This window comes from Pedobacter sp. MR2016-19 (assembly GCF_014947265.1).
Taxonomy (GTDB): domain Bacteria; phylum Bacteroidota; class Bacteroidia; order Sphingobacteriales; family Sphingobacteriaceae; genus Pedobacter.
The window spans coordinates 27,624-49,746 of record NZ_JADCNK010000025.1 but is presented as its reverse complement, the minus strand read 5'-3'; the positions used below and the strand labels follow the sequence as shown (position 1 = coordinate 49,746).

Here is a 22,123-nt window from a genome sequence, read left to right as displayed (position 1 = left end):
GGCATTAAAATTTAAAATTCCAGGTAACAGATGGAATAAGTCCAAAAAGAGAGGTTTGCTGTGCAGCAGTTTTGTTCGGATTTTGCGGGTCAGTAATGAATTCTATGGAGTAAGGATTTTTTCTGGCCAGCACATTGTAGATACCGAAATTCCAGCTCGATTGGTATTTGCCTTTTTTCTTGCCTTCTAATGTTGCACTTATATCTAAACGCATATTGTAAGGCATGCGACCGGCATTGCGCTGGGTATAATAATAGGCTGGTTGCCCACCAACGGTATATTTACCTGCCGGATAGGTAACTGCATTGCCGGTACTGTAAATAAAGCTTGATGAAAATGTCCACCTTGGGGTCATGTTGTAAATACCAACCACCGAAATATCATGTGTACGGTCTTGCCTGGCCGGAAAATATTTGCCGTTATTTAGTTCTGTAAATTTGCGTTCAGTGCGGGATAAGGTGTATCCTACCCAGCCATTCAGCTTGCCAAATTTCTTTTTAAAAAACAGTTCCAGCCCGTAAGCTCTACCTACGCCGTATATCAGCTCCGATTCTACATTCGAATTGGCCAGTAACTGGGCGGCATTTTTGTAATCGATCTGGTTTTGCAGCCATTTATAATAAATTTCTGCAGAGAGTTCATAGGTATTTTCTTTAATATTTTTAAAATACCCCAGCGCCACCTGATCGGCAATTTCTGGTTTAATATTATTACTGCTCAACACATACTGATCGGTTGGCGAACTGGAAGTGGCATTTGTTAAAATGTGAACATTCTGTGTATTGCGGTTGTACGATGCTTTAATAGAATTTTCTTCGTTAAGCAGGTAACTCATAGAAAAGCGGGGCTCCAGGTTGAAATAGTTTTTGTAAAACTTGCCTTTGGCTACATTTTCTGTTGATGCGATATTCCCATCAGTATCATAAGTGCTAAAATTACCAGGCCCCATTAAAGAAAAAGCAGCCAACCTTACACCATATAAAAAGTTAAGGTGCTCGTTTACATTCCATTCATCAGAAATATAGGCAGCAGATTCTATCCCATACCTACGCTCTTGTGTAAGCGAATTTACCTGCGAGGATACATCGCTATCAATATCAATCGGCGATATGCGGTGCTGGGTAGCATTTAGCCCGAACCTGAGAATATGTTTGTTGCTGAAATACTGAAAATCTTCTTTAAAATTGAAATCGCGTACCAGCGAAGTCGCCTTAAAATTAGTCGCATCATTTAACAAACGAACGGTATAATTGTAGTTGTTGTAAATTAACGAAGTATTAGAAAACAAGCGGTCGTTAAAAATGTGGTTTAAGCGGATGGTGGTGGTTACGTTGCCCCAGTTATTCTCAAACAAATCCTTCACCCCAATATTATCCTTACCAAAATAGCCCGAAATATAAATGGTATTTTTATCGTTGATTTTATAATTCGCCTTTGCGTTAATATCGTAAAAATTTAGTGTGCTTCCATTCACCGACGAATCTGGCGAAGCCCTTAAAAACAGATCGATATAAGTTCTGCGGAAACTCACCATAAACGAACCTCTGTCTTTTACAATCGGTCCTTCTGCTTTTAAACGTGAGGCGATTAAACCAATTCCTCCCTCAAACTTAAGCTCTTTATTGTTCCCATCATCCATTTTAACATCTAAAACCGATGATAACCGGCCACCATATTGCGCTGGCATGCCACCTTTGTATAAACTTACATCTTTAATCGCGTCGGCATTGAAAGTAGAGAAAAAGCCAAGTAAGTGTGATGAGTTGTACACCACAGCCTCATCCAAAATAATTAAATTCTGATCGGCAGCACCACCGCGAACATAAAAACCTGTATTCCCTTCTCCACCCGATTTTACGCCTGGTAACAATTGGATGGTTTTTAAAATATCCTTTTCGCCCAGCAACACCGGAATAGAATTAAGCGTTTTCATATCAATCCTTTCCAAACCCATCTGCGCACTTTTAACGTTTTCGTTTTTACGGTTATTGGCGCTTACTGTTACTTCATCTAAATCATTTGTACTTTTTAGTTCCTCATTTAACTTGGTATCTTTTGTTAAACTGATGGTTTTAACAATGGATGCATAGCCGGTATAACTTACCGCCACCGTGTAGGTTCCTTCGGTTTGTGTTAAAGCAAAATATCCATAATTATTGGTTAAGGTTGCTGCGGTAGATGCTCCGGAAATTCTTACCGTTGCACCAATTAAGGTTTCGCCTGTGCCCGCATCGCGAATAGTGCCGCTGAGGGTAAATTTCTTTTGTGCAAAAATAGAGGTGGATAGAAAAAGGAAGGAGAATAAAGCTAAGTAGTATTTTAAGGACATATTGGCTACTATCTAATTTTTAAGGTAGAAACCAAATGTACGAAATCCAAGTCCTATTAATGGCGAACAGGGAGATTTCTTACTACACATCTGGTTACTTATTAATAACGGGATAAATGGCAATATGATGTGAGCGTAACAGGTAAGGACTTAAATGATCTTTACCTGCCTGTTGAAAGGTGATCAGTTTTGAAGGTTCCATAGGCATATGGCAGTCGATACAATTGGTACTCAGGGATCCCTTGGCTAAAGTAGCTTTACTGTGGTTGGTCGTTTTATGGCAATTGATACAGCGCTGTGAGTAAACTGCTAAATTGCCTTTAATATTTTCATGTGTATTGTGGCACGATTGGCAGGTCATGGTTTCACTTTTCCGATAACAATTACTGCCCTTTAGCATGGCACTTTGGTTACCGTGTACATCAATATTACCACCACCAAAACCTGTAAAATCCTGCGAATAATAAGCATCTAAATCGTCGCCCGGCTGGAAACCGAATACCGATCGTTGTGCCACCAAAGTATTGCCCGAATGGCAAACGGCGCAAACATCCATCTTTTGCTTACGGGTAAGTGTTTTATAAAGGGTGATGAATTTTGCAGTCTTTTCTTTAGGGTTTTCCATATGAAAAACAACATGCTGTTTCCCGGGGCCATGGCAGCGCTCACAATCTATTCCATAAATAACAGTTCCTTTTTCCATCTCTTCATCCTTTTCAAAAGTAGATTTTTGCGTGACTTTAATAGCTACATAAGAGGCATGGCACTCCAAACAACGACTCGTTATCGCCCGGTCAAAATAAAAGCTTTCTTTTGGGAAACCAGGGCTGATGGCCCAGTTCTTAATAGTAGTGAAGTAAGATAAAGGCAGTTCGTACATTTTTTTGCCTTGCCAATAAGTATAAGTATAGGCTTTCTCGCCCGAACCAAACTGCATATCGAACTTTTGCGCACGCACAGCTTTACCATCCTGATAAGCAACCTGAAATATCCCACTGTCTCTCTTCTCTACTACTACTTTTTGGCTTGCATCATATTGGAAACTGTTCGAATCAGGGGCGAAAATTTTTAACAAAGCTGCATCTGCAACAGGCTTAGAAGTTAAACCATGCGGATTATGTGCATAAGACTGCGATAAATCTTTATGGCATTTAACACAGGTAGCTGCCCCGGTGTAGGCCTCGCCCCGCACATCTGCGGGCAATTGATCGGCCGCATTCATACATCTTGAAAGAATAACTATTGCAACAGCAATTGCCCCTAAAATAAACAGGATCCGTTTTGCGCCTTTCAAGGTGATGTTTCGTTTTTATTTTATGAATTGAAGATAACTAAAATTATAGCCCCCTGCATCTGCCAGTACTTTAATTTTTTGCTTTCCAGCCTTTAAAACCACTTTCTTCACCTCAAAGGTTGCAAACTTATTATTATCTCCGGTATCTGGAACCGCAATATTTTTAGCTGCCACTTTGTCGTCGATCATAATGGTCATTCTACCTGAAGCATGATTTGCCGCAGCATTTATTTTTAAGGTATATGCTCCTTTTTCTGCAACGTTTATGGTGTATTGCAACCACTCCCCTTTTTCGATATGGTTTACATAATACTTTTCGTACTGTGTAGAATCTTTAACAATATCTACCCCATCATTTCTGTAAATATGGCCGCGGTTGCCAGCACTTCGTTTTCCTGTTGAGGTATGGTAATCGGCCGTATCGGTATCGAAATAAGCAAAAGCGTTTTTACCCAAATCGTAATCTACAGCATAAACAATACTTTTATCTTTAATTAAGTTGGGCTTAAAAGCTTTAGTTTCATTCCTAAAGGGCTGTCGGATGATGGCATCAATTACGTCTCTGTGGATAATTGTATTTTCTAATTTCGAATAAATGGCCAACTCCATTAAACCGCTATATACATTACTATCCTTAGGTTTGTTTCCACCATTATTAAGGTACTTTACCAACTCATCATAATTAGGATTCGATTTAATTTCCATCGGGTTATTTGCACCTATCTTTTTCAATGGCCACCAGGCCCAGCCAATATTGTTTTTTTCCAGGAGGTGGATGGCATCCGTAAACCAGACATTCGAATTTTCTCCTGTTTCACCCAGCCAAACCGGAACATTCTGCTCATCCCTGGCTTTAATAATGTGTGCTATTGAAGCCTGATCATTATAATTCCAGTATTTATGATAACTCAAAACCATATTTTTATCCCATAATGGAAAAATGCCATTGTAATTATTGCCCCAGCCATTTCCTTCGATAATAATAATGTGTTTTTGATCAACCTCACGGATGGCTTTGGTAATCTCGACCATTAACTTACGCAATGGTGCATTCACTTTTTCTTTTGTTCCGTTTTTATCCTCTTCAGGATTGGTAAAACCATAGTTGGGTTCATTCAAAATATCGTATGCACCAATGTAAGGTTCATCTTTATAACGCTCTGCCAGTTTTTTCCAAAGGGCAATGGTTTTCTCCTGGTTAGCCGCACTATCCCATAAATATGGTTTTGACGGATCGCGGTCGGCAATGTTTAAATCGTTTCCTTGTCCACCAGGTGCAGCATGTAAATCTAAAATCAAATACATTTTATTGGACTTACACCAGGATAACAGGCTATCGGTTAAAGCGAAGCCTTTTTCCAGCCAGGTATTTTTGCCGGCAACAGGTTCTTTATCTGCTGGTAAAGTGTATAAATTGTAGTGCATGGGCAAACGGATGGAATTAAAACCCCAGCGTTTCATCGAATCCACATCTATTTTACGCATGTGGTTGGCCAGCCAGGCATCGTAAAATTCCTGAGTCTGTTTTGGCCCCATTAGTTCTTCTATGCGCTCGCGAATACGGTACTGCTGTGATTCTTTGTTAATTTTGAGCATATAACCCTCCTGTAACATCCAGCCACCTAAGCCAAAACCACGGAGTAAAACATTCTCACCCTTTTGGTTCACTATTTTTTTACCCTCGGCTTTTAAAAACCCCTGACTAAACCCCGTAAACGAAATGGCACTGAGCAGAAAAATATATAATATCGTTTTTTTGAAAGACATAACAATAAGATTAGGTTTTAGAGAATTACCAGATGTATGTAGCTACAGATCCTTTATCGAGCATTGCGACAAGTATTTTACCATTAAAAGTAATGTTAAAGGTATTGGCGCTCTTGCCGTTATTGGCAACAATTAAAACATGTTTCCCATCAGGTGTTTTAAAGGCAACATTTGGCAGATCGGTTAAATTGTTTGTAGCCACCCGAACAGCACCAGGCCTTACAAACTTAGAAGCGTGGGCAATGGAATAATAAGCCAGGTTTCTGCTATAGTTATCTTTATCGATGGTTATTGCGCCCTGACACATCGAACAGCCACCCCTGTCGGTATAGGGTTTATTTTCAGGATCGGCGGCTAAATTCCATTCCAGTACATTTTTGCTCCAGTTGCGTGTAGCCCCGATAATTAAGCGACTAACTGGATTAACAATTTTAATCTCCGCTGCGTCTGGCTGCTCTACTACCATTTGCTCAGAAAAGTAAATATGCTTGTCAGGATGGGCATGGTGCACATCATTTAAAGCTTCGATTCTTCCCCCATACAAATGAAAAGCAGATCCATCAATATACTTTCTGGCTTCTGCGTCATCTAAAATACTGATCGGATAATCTGGCCGGTCGGCATTATGGTCGTAAATAATAATTTTTGTTTTAATATTCGCTTTGGCAAAAGCAGGCCCGAGAAACTTTTTTACAAAAAGTGCCTGGTCTGGAGCAACCATAAGCAAGCTGGGGTTATTGCCCGGGTGCAGAGGCTCATTTTGAACGGTAATCGCATCAATTGGAATTCCTTCTTTTTGCATTTCCTGTACATACCTCACAAAATACTTAGCATAAGCATCATAATATTCGGGCTTTAACATCCCGCCCCGGGCGTCGTAAGTGGTTTTCATCCATAAGGGAGGAGACCATGGCGAACCCATAATTTTTAGTTTTGGATTGATCGCAAGGATTTCCTTCATTACCGGAATTACGTCCACCTTATCAGGCCCGATATCAAATTTGGCTTGCGTTAAATCGGTTTGTCCTTCGGGAAGATCATTGTAAGAAAACACTTTTTCATTCAAATCAGAAGCGCCAATGCTTAGTCTGATGTAACTAACCCCAATGTTGTTGCCATCAGTAGCAAACAACTCTTTCAATAAAGCCGCCCTGGCTGGTGCCGACATTTTAATAATATGCTGTGCACTTCCGCCGGTTAGGGCATAACCGAAGCCATCAATTGTTTGATAAGTTTCTTTATCGTTTACAAAAATGGTGGTTTGCTTGTTTTTGGCGGTGGCCAAACTTAAGCCGGTAGCTTGATGGGTAAATAATGCCGTACGATCTGCTTTGGTTAACCACACTTGTGGTTGGCCTTGTGCCATAACCATAGCCGAAAAAGTAAAAACACAGCCTATTAGGAGCCCAAAGGACCTGGTGAATAGCATAAGGAAGATGATTTGATAAAAAACAGGAAGAAAGAACTCGCTTTCTCCCTGTTAACAATTAAACATTAAGGTTATTTAGAAGACAACTTATTTTGTGCCGCCCCATTCTTTGCTCTGAAGAATTTTGGTATTGTTCAATTCAGCCTGTGGGATAGGTAAGGTCTCGTTTTTATTTGCCTGAAATCCTTTAAAGGCCAGTTTAGTTGGAGCAAGCCCCCATCTAACCAAATCAAACCATCTTTGTCCTTCAGCTACCAGTTCCAAACGTCTTTCTTTCATGATATTATCCATCGTTACCGCAACAGGGTTTAAACCAACGCGGGCTCTTACTGCATTAAGGAAAATATAAGCCCTGGTACCTGCGCCAACTGCAGCACCACTTTTCAACAACGCTTCAGCTTCCATTAAGTAGGTATCAGCTAAACGGATTTCGTACATATTCTGACCAAAGTTTAATTCCAACTGGCCAACAGCAGCTTTGGTTGAAACTCTGCCGGCATATTTCTCTACAAAATATCCGGTATTATCATTGGCATGTTTATAGGTTACAATACCTGCTTTTTCCAAACTATCTAAATTGGCAACCGTAGGTTTGTTACGCGGATCGTAGTGAATTAAGTCAAACAATTCTTTAGTTATTGGCATTACACTCCAACCCGAAACATAATCTGGTGCTTGTGCAGCAATTACAGGAACATAGTTACGTGGCCCTACCAGAATGCCCATAACATTACCTTCACGGCTGCCAACGTTATCCCAACCCATGTTAGAGGTAGTATTGTAGCTGAGTTCTAAAACAGATTCTGAATTGAACTTATTTTTAACATTCCATAAATCAGCAAATTTTGGAAGCAGCTTATAGCCATAGGTACTTGCACCAGGAGCTGTACCATTTACCAGCGCAAACTCTGCAGCTGCCGGGGCCCATTTTTCTTCCCACAAGTAGACCTTACCTAAAACGGCATGAACTGCACCCTGGCTCAAACGCCCTGCTTCAGCAGTAGGGATAGTTACAGGGAGCGCAGTTAATGCCTCTCCTAAATCTTTTTCTATCTGCTTATATACATCTGCAGGGGCAACCTGCGTAACATCGAACATGCCAGAAGGCTCAATAGGTGCTAAGATTAACGGTATATTTTTGAAGATCCGTACCAAATCAAAATAAAATATAGCACGCAACGCTTTAGCCTCAGCAATATACCTTGCCTTGGTTGAAGCATCCATTGTAATGCCTTCTATTTTTTTCAGTAGAACATTTGCACGGTAAACACCAGTAAACCCTTTACTCCATAAATAACTTGGAGCTCCTGATAAGGAGTTTACCGTATAATTATTCATCGCTTGCATATCTCCCAAATCTGATGGAGAATCGGCACCTGCATAATGATCATCCGATGCGGAGCTAAATAAATTAAGTTTTGTAAGGTAGCCACTAGACTGATTACCCAATTGATCATAGACAGCCACCAAACCTGTAAATGCCTGCTGCTGACTTTGATAATAACTTGTCTCCAGGATACGTTCACGTGGATTTACATCGAGCTGTTTTTGACAAGAAACGATAAGCTGAGAAGCGGTTAAAAGGGCTGCAATAGCTAAAATATTCTTTTTCATTTTAATTTTTTTTTAGAATCCAACATTTAAACCTACCATAAACGAACGTGCCTGCGGATAAACTCCCCGATCTACACCCAATACAGTTCCACCGATTTCGGGATCGTAACCTGTATATTTAGTAATGGTCCACAGGTTTTCACTCATCAGATATACCCGAACTTTTTGTGCGCCAATTTTTTTAATCACATTAGCTGGAAGGTTATAACCTACCTGAAGGGTTTTTAAACGGAAGTAATCTCCTTTTTCTAAATAATTTTTAGAGAACTTGGTATAGTTTCCGTTAAGATCCTTATCTGCAACACGGGGAACATCGGTTGAGGTGTTGGTTGGTGTCCACCTGTCAAGAATTGATTGCTGCCAGTTTCCATAAGTTACATCCAAGCGTCGTAATCCCTGGAAAATCATATTTCCACCTACACCATTTCCGAAGGCCACAAAATCGAAGTTTTTGTAAGCCAGATTAATGGTAATACCGTATGTATATTTTGGAAGCGGACTACCTAAATAAGTACGATCACTACCATTTATAGTTTCATTACCATCTAAGTTGGCAAATTTTAGATCTCCGGGTTTTGCCGAAGGTTGCAACACGGTACCTCCTGGTCCTTTGTAAGCATTAACTTCTGCCTGCGACTGGAAGATACCAGCCACTTCATATCCATAAAACTCATTAAATGCACGTCCAAGTCCGGTACGGGTAAAGTTCCCCATGCCCTGAAAACTCTGTGCATTATCTTCTATAAACTCTCTTCCTGGCAATAGCTTGGTTACCTTATTTTTCAAGGTTGAGATATTGGCATTAATACCCAAATTAAGCTCCCCGATTTTTTTTCTGTAGCCCAATTCGAATTCTATACCAGTATTCTGCATATCGCCAACATTTTCTGCTGCACCACCAGCTGCACCTAAATAAAGAGGAATAGAGGGCGTTTGCAATACACCAATAGTTTTCTTTTTGAAGTAAGAAGCACTAAGTGTAAAATCGTTAAATAAGGTCGCATCTAAACCAATATCTGTTTGGTGAGTTTCTTCCCATTTCAAATCAGGATTTGATAAGGCAGCCGGACTCCAACCAATGGTACTTACATCTGTAGTGCCAAAAGTATAATTACGCCCGCTGTTCACTAATGATACGTAACTGAAATCGCCAATGGCATCATTTCCGGTAATTCCATAACTTCCACGTAATTTCAAGAAATTAAAGACTTTGTTTTCTTTCCAGAAAGCCTCTTTTGTAGGCACCCAGCCTATTGAAGCTGAAGGGAAGTAACCAAACCGGTTGTTGGTACCAAAGCGTGAAGAACCATCACGACGGATAATACCTGTAAATAGGTATTTCTCATCATAATCATACGTTACACGTGTAAAGAGAGAATTCACAACATGCAAAGTAGCATCACTACCATCGCCCTGAATATCGGCTGTTGCCGGTTTATAGTTTAAATTGGCCTGATAAAAATTCTGAGCAATGATATTGTTAAACCTTACGTTTAAACCGCGGTTATTGTTGTCCATATAATAACCCTGACCAAAGATTGCGTATGCATGGTGTTTACCAAAGCTTTTAGAATAGCTAATGGTATTTTCCCAGTTATAATTTAAGGTCATATTCATCTCGCGATAGAAATTCGCCTTACTGTTAGTATTTGACGGACTCAACCAAAATAATGGGGTATAAGATTCCGAACCATAAAAGGCAAGTTTAGCGCCCAGCGATGACCTGAATTTTAAATTTTCGATAGGCTCAATTTCTAAGAAAGCATTACCAACAATGTTATGATCCCAACCATAGTTACCTAATCTGGTTTGAATATAAGCCAGCGGATTACTCATTTCCTGACCAACAGGGCCCGAAATACCATAAGGAAATCCGGTTGCCGGATCTTTTATAATATTGGCAATGGTATAAGGAGATTTACCGATAAGGGCTGGGTCGGTTTGAATGACCGGGGTTATCGGATCTAAATGAATTGCCGAACTTAAAGGACCACCGAACTCGCTATTGGTATTACCTAAAGAGCTGTTAACTGAATGGCTATAACCTAAGTTCTCTCCAAAGCTTATCCACTTTGCAGGCTTAAATGTAGAATTAAGACGGATGTTTGCACGATTAAAATTAGAAATTGGTGTGGCTACAATACCTTCCTGATCGATATAACCAAAAGAAGTATAAAAGGTAGATTTATTGGTTCCACCTGAAACACTAAACTCATGCGTTTGTCTGCGGGCATCGTCGTTAAAAACAACCGATTGCCAATCAGTACCTTCTCCATAAGATGATGGATTTGCATATGGAAGTGTAAAAGTTCCATCAGTTGCGGCATTAAAGCTATTTGAATAGGCTTCATTCCTGATCGTAGCATATTCATTGGCATTGAGTAGTTTTAGCTTTTTAGCCGGAGCTTGTGTACCATAAAACCCATTGTAGTTTATTGATAACCTTCCTTCTTTACCTTTCTTGGTAGAAACAATAATTACACCATTTGCCGCTCTGGCGCCATAAATTGCCTGTGAGGCTGCATCTTTTAAAACCTCAATAGATTCGATATCTGATTGATTTAAATAACCAATACCACCATTATCTACAATTACACCATCAACAACCCAAAGCGGATCGTTATTACCTGAAGAAGCAAAAGAGGTAAATCCCCTTACCCGCACTGTTGATGCAGATCCTGGCTGTCCGTTACCACTGGCAATCGTTAAACCAGATGTTCTTCCCTGTAAAGCCTGCTCCACTCTGTTAATCGGCATCGATTCCAGATCTTTTGCCTTTACGCTGGAGATGGATCCGGTTACAAGGGCTTTTTTCTGTGTACCGTAGCCCACTACTACTACCTCGGTTAAATCGTTCGAACTGGCTGCCAGCGAAATATTGATACGGCCGCCTGCCGGAACAGTTACCGTTTGTGTTGCCATACCAATTAAACTGATTGTTAATTTGCCGCCAACAGGTGCCTGAATACTAAAAACACCATTGGCATCGGTAGATGCTGCTCTGGTTGTTCCATCAAGCTTAACGGTTACGCCAGGTAAAGGGCTCCCATTTTGTTCTGTTACTTTTCCTGTAACGGGAATGTCTTGTGCCAATAAGGCCAGCGGCAATGCCATGATACAGTAAATGAAGAATACGAATGTAAATCTTCCTCTCATAGAAATTAATTTTAAGGTTAATATTTGGTTATTTAATGACCGGGGCTTTTGGTAGCCCGTTTCATAAATCAAATCTAAAGAGGTGTTATGCATTAGCACAATTTGGCACTACTACACCAACCATACAGCAGCACTCAATTAACCAAAAAAAAGAATTTTTAGACCTACATAAGCCCTACACACAAATCGAAAACAATTGAATATCAGAAACTTAAACATTTCAACCCAAAACATCATAATTTGTAACGAAAACATTGTTTTTAAGGTGTTTTTTGACGGGCAATATCGATAAGGAATTCGTATAAATTCGTCTCCGGCTTAAGCTGAAGCTTCTTTCTTAAGCGATATCGGCCCACTTCAATGGCTTTAATGGTTACATTCATCAGCTGAGCCATTTCCTTTGAAGACAGGTTCATCGATAAATAGGCACAAAACTTTAGATCGTTCTGGCTTAAATCAGGATAAAGATCTTTGAGTTTATTAAAGAATTCGGTATTTACATGGTTAAAGTGAACGCTCATATGATCCAGTTCCTGGTCTTTCTTTTCTACATCCTTAATCAGTCTGATGAGGTGCCTGAAACTTGGCGAGCTCTCATTTAAATCGTGGTTTTTAATTACCGTCGATATCACATCCTTAATCTTAGCCAATACCTTACCACGTTGTACCAAATGCATGGTCATGGTAGAAAGCTCTTTGTTTTTATAATTTACATCCGCTTCGAGCTTTTCGTTCTGCAGCCGCACAATTTCCTTTTCGTTCCTGTCCAGTTCCAGCTGATGCAGGTAACTCATGCGCTCCTGCTCTTTAATGTGTTTCTTTTTCTGCCACCTGATAATCAGCCCTAAAGCCATCACAATTAAGATGAGGTAAAAAACCCGCATCCAAATGGTATTGTACCAGGCTGGCAGCACTATAAAAGTATAACTTACCACCTCAGATTCATTACTGATACCGGTACTCGCCTTTACATTAAACGTATATTTTCCGGCTGGTAAATTGGTATAATCTTTTTCGCTTTTCGTCCCCCATGCAGACCATTCGTTATCAAAACCCATAAGCTGATAACTGAATTTGATGTTCTTATCGTGTTCAAAAAGTGTTGAAGCGTATTCGAAATGGATCGAATTTAAGCTGTACACGTATTCGGGAATCTCGTGCAGGTCTTGCCTGGCTGTAATAGCACCCTTATTTACAAAATACCCTCCAAAAACCACGCTATCTTTATTTCCCATTAGCTTAACGGTGCCCAGCACCACGTTTGGCCGGGTAATATTCTGAATGTATTTTTGGTAATTGATGTGGTAAGCACCTTTATTGGCCCCAATAAATATATTTTTGCTATCAGGCGTGTATATCGATTCGAAACCGCCAACCACTTTGCCGTTTAGCTCGGGCAGGTATAAAATACTGAAGGCATCTTTTCCATTCGGCCTGTGGAAATCGATTACCCCTACTTTTTTATTGGTTACAAACCAGATGTTACCATCGTTATCCTCTTTAAGATATTGAATAGGGACACCTTTCAGTGCCGGGCCGAACAATTTAAAACGGGTAAACTTTTTGCTCGCGGCATTATATTCAAAAACCCCGCTTGTAGTGGCAATTACTACCCTGTTTTTAATGTAGAACACGTAATTAAAGAGCTTAGTTGGTAAACCATCCCGATCAGAGAACAGTGTAGCGCGCAAGATGCTTTTATGATCGGGGTTGAGTTCTATTTTATACACGCCATGATAGGGGTGCGAAGCCCAGATTAGATCGGGGTTATTGTTATCGGCTACAATAAAGCGCAGGGTTTCGTTAATGCCGGCAATTTTACCGCCGTTAACAAAGTGGCCACCGGCGTAGGTTATTTCCTGCAATCCGGCGTAAGTACCTGCAATTACCTCTTTGCTGGGATAAACATTATCCATGGTTTGGTACGTCCAGGTGCCGATCAGGCTATATAGTGGGGTGGCTGTATTATCTTTCACCAGGAGGGTTCCATCTTCGTGGGCCATTAACAGTTGGTTGTTAATTTCATCCAGTCCCCATACCTGCCCTTTGGTGTTCTTTACCTCCTCAAAATTGGCTGGCGAATAGCTTAAATCGGGCATGGCTGTATTAATTTTTGCCCGGTACAAACCATTAGAGGTACCGATATAGATAGATTGATCGTATTTGCGGAAAGTATAGCTGGTAATTTGCTTATTTCGATCAGGAAAAATATTTTTAACCGCACTGTTTATGGCTACATAAGCAATTCCGTCATCAAGCGCCAGCCACATGTTCTTATCTTTATCAAGCAATATGCCCCTTACGTTATTGTTCTGCAAGCCTTCTTTATAATTGTATTTCTGTACCAGGTCGCCGCGCTTGTTCATAATATACACCCCACCCGAAGTGGTGGCCACCCCATATAAATCAGGACTGATTTGCGTGGCAAAATAAATCCTTTCGTTTAAAAAAACCTGATCTAAACTGGTCCTCAAAGGTTTTAGTCGATGGTTAATCACTAAAAAGAATCCTTTTTTTAACATCGAAACCAATAGCGTATCGCCACCATAAGGAAGCACCGCGGTAATGCCCGAACGGTTTAAAACACTATCCACGCAAAATGGCTTCCACATAGCATGGTCGTAAATCATCAAGCCCGAATCAGATGACTGCGAAAAAACCTTATTCTTTACAGCCCCCATAAACAGCCAGTTCGTATTGGTTTTATAACTTTTAATTACCCCGTCTTTGTAATGTAGAATAGCATGTATAGACCTAAAAAAAACTTCATCCCGAACAACTGAAACACCCCAGATATCGGCTAGTTTCCGCATATTTTCGGGCAATAGATTTAACAGCGAGGTATATTTTAAAACACCTTGCGCATTAGGGTAGAAATAACCAAACTCATCTTGCCCGCCAACGTAAATACGGTTTTTAGAATCGATCCCTACCGAACGTACCGAGGTAAAGTTGGGCAACCTGAACAGGTTCCAATAGCGGCCGTTAAAAGTAAGTAACCCCTCATTATTGCCAAAATAAAGGATGCCATTTTTATCCTGCTCTACATCCCAATTTTGAATCCCCCCACTATACTGCTCGTTATTGTAGTTTACTACCTGCGGGATTCCCAAAAGCACCTGGGCCTGGGCACAATAAGCAGTCAAAAAAAATAATATAGCGGGTAGAAGTTTCTTCATTTAGTTAGGGAACGGTTAAAACGCAATAATAAATATATAATTTTAATTCCGGTTAGCCGCGCTTACAATTTCAGTGGCTTGCGCGTGTCCAATGTCATTAAGTTAAGCACTGCGGTCGTCAGTCTGAGCCGTTCAATCGGGGCCAGCTAACAAAAGACAGTACAATAAAACCAAGGAATGCCTTAATACCTAGGTGTGCTAAGGTGCCTAAGGTGGTGAGAAAAGAAGGTTATTTTTTCAAAGCCACGGGCAAAAAAAAGTTTTTTAACCATATAAGAAATTTAAGGGCATATAAGCTTATGTGTTCTTATATGTCTTACATGGTAAAATTGATAGAAATCCGTTGGCAGAGATTTCTAAGGTAAGGATATTTGTTTGAGGTCGTAAAAATTTTATCTTTATTTTCTTGGAGCGGCTTACCCGTGGTTCTTGGGTGTGTTCCGATCCCGCTTTCACTTCAAGTCCTCACTTCGCTCCGGGCTTTCCGTTCAATCGGGGCTAGCTAACAAAAGACAGTACAATAAAACCAAGGCATGCCTTAATACTTAGGTGTGCTAAGGTGGTGAGAAAAAAAGGTTATTTTTTCCAAAGCCATGTGCAAAAAAAAGTTTTTTTAACCACATAAGAAATTTAAGGGCATATAAGCTTATGTGTTCTTATATGTCTTACATGGTAAAAATATCGTTAGGCACTTAAAGTGTTAAACAAAAAAACTACTTCAGTAAATATGGTTCAACCGCCTTGCGCCAGATTGCGTACCCCTTAGCATTCATGTGCAACATATCTTCTACAAATAATTCAGGTCTTAATTTTCCATCTTTCGTTAACATTAAAGGATAAACATTAACGAAGGTGGTGTTGGTCTCTCCGGCAAGGAACTTTTTAATGAGTGCGTTAGATGCTACTGCTTTCTCCTTAAATTTATCCCTGCTTGGGCTCGGTTTAATCGAGATGTACACAACAGGCACCGTTGGCAGTTTTGCCCTGATGGCCTGGTATAATTTGATGGTGCGGTTTAAAACTGTATCAGGTGTTACCGTTTCATTTGGCAGGTCATTTTCGCCAACGTACAGTACAATCTGTTTTGGCTGATATGGAAAAACCACATCATTTAAGTAATAGGTAATATCATTAATTACCGCACCACCAATACCACGGTTCAAGGCATTGTATTTGGCAAAAATTCGTGTACAATCGTCCCATTTTCTGATAGATGAACTGCCTGCAAACAGCACCGGATGAACGGGTGGTTTATACATTTGATCGTATTTTTTAATGGTCTGCACATCATCCCAAAAGTTGGGTTTCTTTTGTGCAAAAGTGGTTATGGTTAAAAGAGAAATTAAAAGGAAGCTTAAAAATATTTTTTTCATAAGAATAAGGTTTTAAGGCTCACAATATACCAATATCCTGTTTTTTACAATCAATTCAATCAAATTTATTACGCCCGGTTATTCAAAACTTTGGCAAATGGTATGCTGCGTGAGCTCGTCATTCCCAATTTAATTGGGAATCCTAATGCTATTGCAGCGCGCTTTAAGATTAGCTTCGCTGAGCACTTAGTGGTTCCCGCATGCGCGGGAATGACGACCGTGCTATGGATTCTGTCTATTGTAGGGGTAATTTATTTTATAAAAATCAATATAAATGATAGCAATTAATCTACGTGTAAAAATCCTCCCGAGTTACCGTCATTTCGAGCGGAGTGCAACGCAGTCGAGAAATCTGTTTTGATAGATCTCTCCATTTCACTGCGTTTCAGTCGAGATGACGACCATTCTATTGGAATCTGTCTATAGTAGCGTAGTCGAAGGATCTTTTACGATAGGTTACAATCCAAAATTGACGATTGGTAGGGTCTTCGACTCCGCTCAGACGGACAAACAATTAAATTTATCCCTGGAAACCAGCAATAAACCGCTCTGTCCGTAGAGACGCTATGTTTAACTCTACGGACAGACACGAACAAATTGCATTTCTGCTGCCCGTGCCAAAAATTACGAAGCTCTTTTTTTGCCCGATTCACCATAATTTTTTATATTAGATTAATCAAAAGCGATGATAACCCAAATCAATCCGTCTGATTAAGATTCCCAAAAAAAACATTCCAACTCCACCTTTACGCCACATTTACCCCACGTTTATGCCACCTTCCGGCCAGGCTTGCCTTACACCTGCTTGCACACTGCTTAACCCTTGCTTTGGTTGAGTGATGCCCTTGTTGGAGATCAAGTAGACCAAAGATTTAACTCGCTTTAGCTCTGCAGGTTAATAATAGCTAAATAAAAGGTAAAGTAAAAGTTATCTTAAGGTATTGTTGGTGTATGGCTGTGTCGTTCAGAATGACAATAAATAAATTTATCCCTTGAAACCAGCACTAAACCTGCTAAAATCGAACGATAAAGCTCCAATATGTGATAACTTCTGGTTAGTGGAATGGTCACCATCATCAACCAGACAAACCTCATCAGCATGCCATTCGGTATTGCTTTGTATCACCTCACCATCACTTAAATTGCTCACAATCCGATCAACCAGCAGAGGATCGACTTGCCCGGGTTTATGGTTAACAGAAAGATAAATAGAGGTTATAATCGCATTGATCTGGTAAATGGTCGACTGGATACCATACAAGCCATTAAAATCGATATGTTTCCGCATAGGTTCCTGACTGGCTGATTCAATCGCTTCGCTTAAGGCCGACAAACTTAAATTGGCATTTTTTCGCGCCATGCGCGATTGATTTTCATCCCGTTCAATCCGGTTTTGAATGGCAACCTCCAGGTAATCCAGACTGGCTTTAGCTGCATTAACAATTTTTGCCTTTAACTGCCGGCTATCCCAAATCGGGAACAAATAAGTGGCAAAAATAGCAATTACACAGCCCAGCAGCGTGAAGATAATCCGGTCGTGTACAATATGATCGAAATGGCCCTGGTAACTGCCCAGGGTTAAAATTACCGCGGGGGTAATACACAACACACTTATCGTATAGTTTAACCGGTTAAAGGCATAAAAGCCCAGTAAAAAAACCACTGAAAAAGACAAGAGCACGGCAGGACTCTTGACAAAATAGACAATGATCAGCCCGATTACAACGCCCCCCATACTCCCCTTTAAACGCTGTAAATTCCGTTTCCAGGTAATTGAAAATTTAGGCCTGGCTACAATAACCAGCGTAAGAAAAAGCCAGTAACTGTATTTGCTGGGTTCTAATTGCCAGATTAGCAAAAAACCAAACAGGAAACAAATGGCCAGTCGCAGTGAAAACCTGAAAATGGGCGATTTTAAAGTCAGGTGCTCTTTAATGGAAAAGCGATCGCCGGTAATAAATAAAGGATATGAAATCGATCCGCTCAATTCCCGCAAGTGTTTTGCTGGCGTGCGCTCATTACCCCTGATCATTTCGATAATGCGCACAATATCGTTCATATTCGAAACCACCTTCAGTACAATTGATCGCTCGGTTTCGTTTAAACGCTCCATTTCCTGCAATAACATCACGCGTTTCTGGTGATATTCCATATTGGTAGCTACCTCACCTTTATAAGCTTTTGCCGAGCGAACGTGCCTGCCCAACTGCTCCAGCTCTTTGGCCAACAATTCAATTAAGGTGGCAATCAGTTTCAGACTCGAACCGATAGCCAAAGTTTTTCGAACTAAAGCATAATCGTAATGTACCGCATTCAACTGCTCATACAAATCGATCAGTAACCGCGCCCGCTCCAACAACAATCGGCCTTTGGGATTATCAGGATTCATGGCGTATTTATCAGTAAGCAACAGGTTCCGGATCAGCTCGTGTTTCTGGTTTACCTTAATGTGCAGTTTTATCGCTTCTTTCTGTTGCAGATCGAGCGGAACATCCACATCATAATTCTTCGCTTTGGCATTTAAAAATACCGCGCTGCTCATCAGGCATTCGAAAATGGCATGGTGAAGCGAGCGGTAAGGCCGCAACAGGGTCTGGATCAAACTAATCAAGTAATACCAAACGCCACCAACCAGCATATAACTGCTAAAATATAGCGGCCGCGCCGGGTGAAGCCCCATCACGAAGGCACACACAATCAAGGCCATGGTACCGATCAGTGAGAGTTTCTGCCCGTATACCGCAAGCATCGAAAAGCTGAAAGCAGCGATAATCACCACAACTGCGGTAAGGTAAATATGATCCAAAACCGATGAAACCACCAGCGTAGTAGCGAAAAAAACGATGATGCTCCATAACGCTGTTTTCAGTTTGTTCAGCCGGTTATCGGGCAAATCGGTCAGGCTGATCAATAAAGCACCAACCCCTATTCCTTTTGCTGCCTCGGGATTGCCCAGGTAAAAGAATAAAATAATAGGCAATACCACGGTAATGGTGGTGCGCAGGGCATCAGAAAAGTACTCACCCAAAAAGAAATACGAAATGGTAGAGCCGATGCTGTTTTTGCCCATGAATAGGTGTATGAATGCTGATAATTGATAAAAGCTGCAAAGATAACAGATTTATAATGCATGCATAACAAATGGCTACACAAAACCAGATACCAATCTGTTCTTTGGACTTTAGAAAAAAAATGCTTCTTACTAAAAATGAGTATTTACTGATTCCCGTAATGACATTTATTTTTTCTTTTATACATTAGTGAAAATTAAAATATCTCATAATTTAATACCCCAGGACATCCATGCTTAAAATTACTAAAGGATGAAACATATAAAACGTTTAGGCCAGAAATAGTTAATACACGAAAAATCACTTTTGTATTAAGACAAAATCAAAAACAGAAGTTCATAGAATTAAGCATAATTATAAATAGAAATGCAGAAATCAATAGGAATCAGGGTAACACCGCTAACGCTTTACTTCTCTATAGTATCATATGAAAATGAAGTGCTAGAAATTATTATTGTTGATAAAATCAACAATCCGAAAGCTTTAAATATACCTGAACAATTGAAGTTTTTAAGAAATACACTCTGTGATATCGTTAATGAATTTAATATTACTAATGCTTGTATAAGAATTACTGAATCAAATGCCAAATCAATTAGTATTCCGAGAATATATATCGAGGGAGTAATACAGGAGCTTTTTGCCAGCTCCACAATTATAAAATACTATGTTGGACAAATTTCTAGTATAAGTGCAAACTTAGAAATAGACAGGGTAAAATTTAAACCATTTGCAGAAGGCAAAGAAATTTTCCTTGAGATAGATGATTGGAAAACATATTCCCTAGAGGAAAGAGAAAGTTTAATGTCGGCCATTAGTGCTTTAAATATTTAAATTATGCCATTAGGATTATATACTACCGAATTAAATTTTGAGACAATAAGAGAGATTGGTCAAGAAGGTAAAAACTCACAAGTGTTTTTAGCGCACGACAAACAGCTTGATGGAGAAATAGTAGTAAAAAAAATTAAGAAAATTAAGATTATTAATCCAACAGAATATTACGATGAAGCAAAGAAACTATATACTTCAACCCATAGTAATGTAGTCCGAGTTAATTACGGTTGCTCAGATGCTGATCATGTATATATTGCGATGCCGTTTTATAAAAATGGTTCACTCAAATCAGTGATTGCGAAGAAACATCTGACAATTAGGGAAATTATTAGATATTCAATTCAATTTTTATCTGGTCTTCACCATATTCACTCTAAGGGTTTAATACATTTTGACATTAAGCCTGATAATATATTAATTTCTGACAGTGACGAAGCCCACTTGTCAGATTTTGGATTAACTAAAGCAATGAATACGTTTGGATTTGCTTCCCCAGAACAAATTTACAGCAAACAAGTTCCGCCTGAAACCTTTACAAGCTCAGACAAAACCATTCATTTTGATATATATTTGGCTGGATTAACTATTTATAGACTTCTAAATGGAGAAAGTCATTTCCATAATCAGTTAGCGGTCTTTAAATCCCAATCTGATTATATCAATTCAGTATCAACAGGGAATTTTCCTAGTAGAACAGATTATTTACCACACATCCCCCTAAAGCTTCAAAGAATTGTAAATAAGGCGTTAAGTATTAATATTACTGACAGACACAAAAACGTATTGGAATTGATCAATGAATTAAGTGATGTTGAAGAAAATCTAGATTGGCGTTTTTTTGCTGGTAAATCAACAGAACAATGGGAACGTAATAATGGAACTCATACCTACAAAGTGGAAGTTAATTTCGGGAATCCTAAAAATATTAGTATTATTACAACCAAAACCAATAACACCACGATAAAGACTCAACATGAAAAAGCTCATTGCCACAACAATTTAAATAGTTCAAACGTTTTGTCTAAAATTAAGCAGGCATTAAAATTGTGAAAATAAAAGCAGTTAAATACAATGAAAATGGGTTATCAAGAGCCGAAAATACAGCTCCTAAATTCGTTTTGCCTAAAAAGGATTTAAATAAGGATAACATTAATATTGTATCACAAAATCACTATATAGCTGTTATCAGGAAAAAACAAAAATAGTGTCGATATCTAACTGTATTCTTGGTGTTATTTAAATTTTAACCCAAGCTTTGTCAAAAATCGATCTATAATATGAACATCATATCAGCTATAAATTATGTCATAACTAATAGAAGTTCGTGTGTTTAGATCTATTAAAATATTAAGCAATTAAATTTATGAGATTAAATAATGAAGAACTATATAATTTTTTTGTCGAGAAAGAAATTTTAGCACTTTATCATGCTAATACTGTAGGAACAGCGGCAACTTATTTTTCAAGTGGCGGAATACTTTCAAGAGGATATGTAGAAGCAAAAGGATTGTTTCAAACACCTCAGTCATCTGATGATATAGACAAGGTATTAGATGTTTGGAATGATATTTTCATAGATACAACTGATTTACATTCATACTTTAATCGTGAAAACCATTATGGCCCGGTTTTATTCGAACTTGATAGAGAATTAATTAAAGATGAGAGTTTTGAAATTTGGATAACAAAAAATAATCCTATCTATTGGAAAAAAGAAACCCCATTAGAGCAAAGGTATTTTCAGGATATTGACGAGTTGAAAGATAAATGGGACGGGATTCAAAGGCAACGAAAGATGATTACAATAAGAAATGCCAATGGACCAATATTGTTTAATTATGTTCGAAGAATTATTGTAGACGACCCAAAAGTCTCGATAACAGATGGATATGATAAAATTCATGTTTTTAACCAGATGTTTCATAGGATTAAGGCAACCATTCCTGATGATCATCAGTTGAAAGGTAAATTTATTATGAGAACCTGTGGATCGTGTTGGTGTACTGACAATTATTTAAATCAAAGATCGTCATCAGAGATAAAAAGATTATTTCTTGATTAAAATGAATATTAA

The 22,123-nt window shown here is 39.2% G+C and carries 13 protein-coding genes; 4 read left to right on the top strand and 9 right to left on the bottom strand.

The genetic code is table 11. The features are described 5' to 3' along the window. Window positions 1-4 precede the first annotated feature (4 nt). From IM793_RS22135 to IM793_RS22095, 9 genes are all read right to left on the bottom strand, one after another. Window positions 5-2,329 (bottom strand): TonB-dependent receptor, encoded by a 2,325-nt coding sequence (locus IM793_RS22135; RefSeq protein ID WP_193425184.1) that lies wholly within the window; start codon window positions 2,327-2,329, stop codon window positions 5-7. A gap of 94 nt (window positions 2,330-2,423) precedes the next feature. Continuing rightward, a complete protein-coding gene (locus IM793_RS22130; protein ID WP_193425182.1) occupies window positions 2,424-3,623 on the bottom strand; it encodes a multiheme c-type cytochrome in 1,200 nt (399 codons plus the stop codon). Between the two features lie 15 nt (window positions 3,624-3,638). Further along, on the bottom strand, window positions 3,639-5,390 hold the full coding sequence (locus IM793_RS22125; protein ID WP_193425179.1) for a cellulase family glycosylhydrolase: 1,752 nt from the start codon (window positions 5,388-5,390) through the stop codon (window positions 3,639-3,641). 25 nt (window positions 5,391-5,415) lie between these two features. Further along, window positions 5,416-6,756: a glycoside hydrolase family 30 beta sandwich domain-containing protein gene (locus IM793_RS22120; RefSeq protein ID WP_227256349.1), complete on the bottom strand. Its 1,341-nt coding sequence runs from the start codon at window positions 6,754-6,756 to the stop codon at window positions 5,416-5,418. A gap of 150 nt (window positions 6,757-6,906) precedes the next feature. After that, window positions 6,907-8,433 (bottom strand): RagB/SusD family nutrient uptake outer membrane protein, encoded by a 1,527-nt coding sequence (locus IM793_RS22115; protein ID WP_132398478.1) that lies wholly within the window; start codon window positions 8,431-8,433, stop codon window positions 6,907-6,909. A 12-nt stretch (window positions 8,434-8,445) separates the two neighbouring features. Then, window positions 8,446-11,589, bottom strand: coding sequence for a TonB-dependent receptor (locus IM793_RS22110; RefSeq protein ID WP_193425173.1), 3,144 nt, complete (start codon window positions 11,587-11,589; stop codon window positions 8,446-8,448). Between the two features lie 260 nt (window positions 11,590-11,849). Beyond that, entirely contained in the window at window positions 11,850-14,768 is a 2,919-nt protein-coding gene (locus tag IM793_RS22105) for a triple tyrosine motif-containing protein (protein WP_193425171.1), read from the bottom strand. Between the two features lie 713 nt (window positions 14,769-15,481). Next, window positions 15,482-16,141: a GDSL-type esterase/lipase family protein gene (locus IM793_RS22100; RefSeq protein WP_193425168.1), complete on the bottom strand. Its 660-nt coding sequence runs from the start codon at window positions 16,139-16,141 to the stop codon at window positions 15,482-15,484. A 985-nt stretch (window positions 16,142-17,126) separates the two neighbouring features. Next, window positions 17,127-19,211: an FUSC family membrane protein gene (locus IM793_RS22095; RefSeq protein WP_193425165.1), complete on the bottom strand. Its 2,085-nt coding sequence runs from the start codon at window positions 19,209-19,211 to the stop codon at window positions 17,127-17,129. 367 nt (window positions 19,212-19,578) lie between these two features. On the opposite strand from IM793_RS22095, the gene IM793_RS22090 reads away from it, so the two are divergent. From IM793_RS22090 to IM793_RS22075, 4 genes are all read left to right on the top strand, one after another. Then, on the top strand, window positions 19,579-20,046 hold the full coding sequence (locus tag IM793_RS22090; RefSeq protein ID WP_193425162.1) for a hypothetical protein: 468 nt from the start codon (window positions 19,579-19,581) through the stop codon (window positions 20,044-20,046). Between the two features lie 3 nt (window positions 20,047-20,049). Beyond that, window positions 20,050-21,099: a serine/threonine-protein kinase gene (locus IM793_RS22085; protein WP_193425159.1), complete on the top strand. Its 1,050-nt coding sequence runs from the start codon at window positions 20,050-20,052 to the stop codon at window positions 21,097-21,099. Further along, on the top strand, window positions 21,096-21,254 hold the full coding sequence (locus IM793_RS22080) for a hypothetical protein (RefSeq protein ID WP_193425157.1): 159 nt from the start codon (window positions 21,096-21,098) through the stop codon (window positions 21,252-21,254). Before IM793_RS22085 ends, IM793_RS22080 begins: the two co-directional genes overlap by 4 nt. Window positions 21,255-21,412: 158 nt before the next feature. Continuing rightward, complete coding sequence (locus IM793_RS22075; protein ID WP_193425154.1) at window positions 21,413-22,111, top strand: hypothetical protein; 699 nt, start codon at window positions 21,413-21,415, stop codon at window positions 22,109-22,111. Window positions 22,112-22,123: the final 12 nt, after the last annotated feature.

Coding starts and splice junctions, on each gene's coding strand:
- IM793_RS22100 (WP_193425168.1), bottom strand. CDS start 16,141: ATGAAAAAAATATTTTTAAGCTTCCTTTTAATTTCTCTTTTAACCATA.
- IM793_RS22115 (WP_132398478.1), bottom strand. CDS start 8,433: ATGAAAAAGAATATTTTAGCTATTGCAGCCCTTTTAACCGCTTCTCAG.
- IM793_RS22110 (WP_193425173.1), bottom strand. CDS start 11,589: ATGAGAGGAAGATTTACATTCGTATTCTTCATTTACTGTATCATGGCA.
- IM793_RS22120 (WP_227256349.1), bottom strand. CDS start 6,756: ATGGCACAAGGCCAACCACAAGTGTGGTTAACCAAAGCAGATCGTACG.
- IM793_RS22095 (WP_193425165.1), bottom strand. CDS start 19,211: ATGGGCAAAAACAGCATCGGCTCTACCATTTCGTATTTCTTTTTGGGT.
- IM793_RS22075 (WP_193425154.1), top strand. CDS start 21,413: ATGAGATTAAATAATGAAGAACTATATAATTTTTTTGTCGAGAAAGAA.
- IM793_RS22090 (WP_193425162.1), top strand. CDS start 19,579: ATGCAGAAATCAATAGGAATCAGGGTAACACCGCTAACGCTTTACTTC.
- IM793_RS22135 (WP_193425184.1), bottom strand. CDS start 2,329: ATGTCCTTAAAATACTACTTAGCTTTATTCTCCTTCCTTTTTCTATCC.
- IM793_RS22085 (WP_193425159.1), top strand. CDS start 20,050: ATGCCATTAGGATTATATACTACCGAATTAAATTTTGAGACAATAAGA.
- IM793_RS22105 (WP_193425171.1), bottom strand. CDS start 14,768: ATGAAGAAACTTCTACCCGCTATATTATTTTTTTTGACTGCTTATTGT.
- IM793_RS22125 (WP_193425179.1), bottom strand. CDS start 5,390: ATGTCTTTCAAAAAAACGATATTATATATTTTTCTGCTCAGTGCCATT.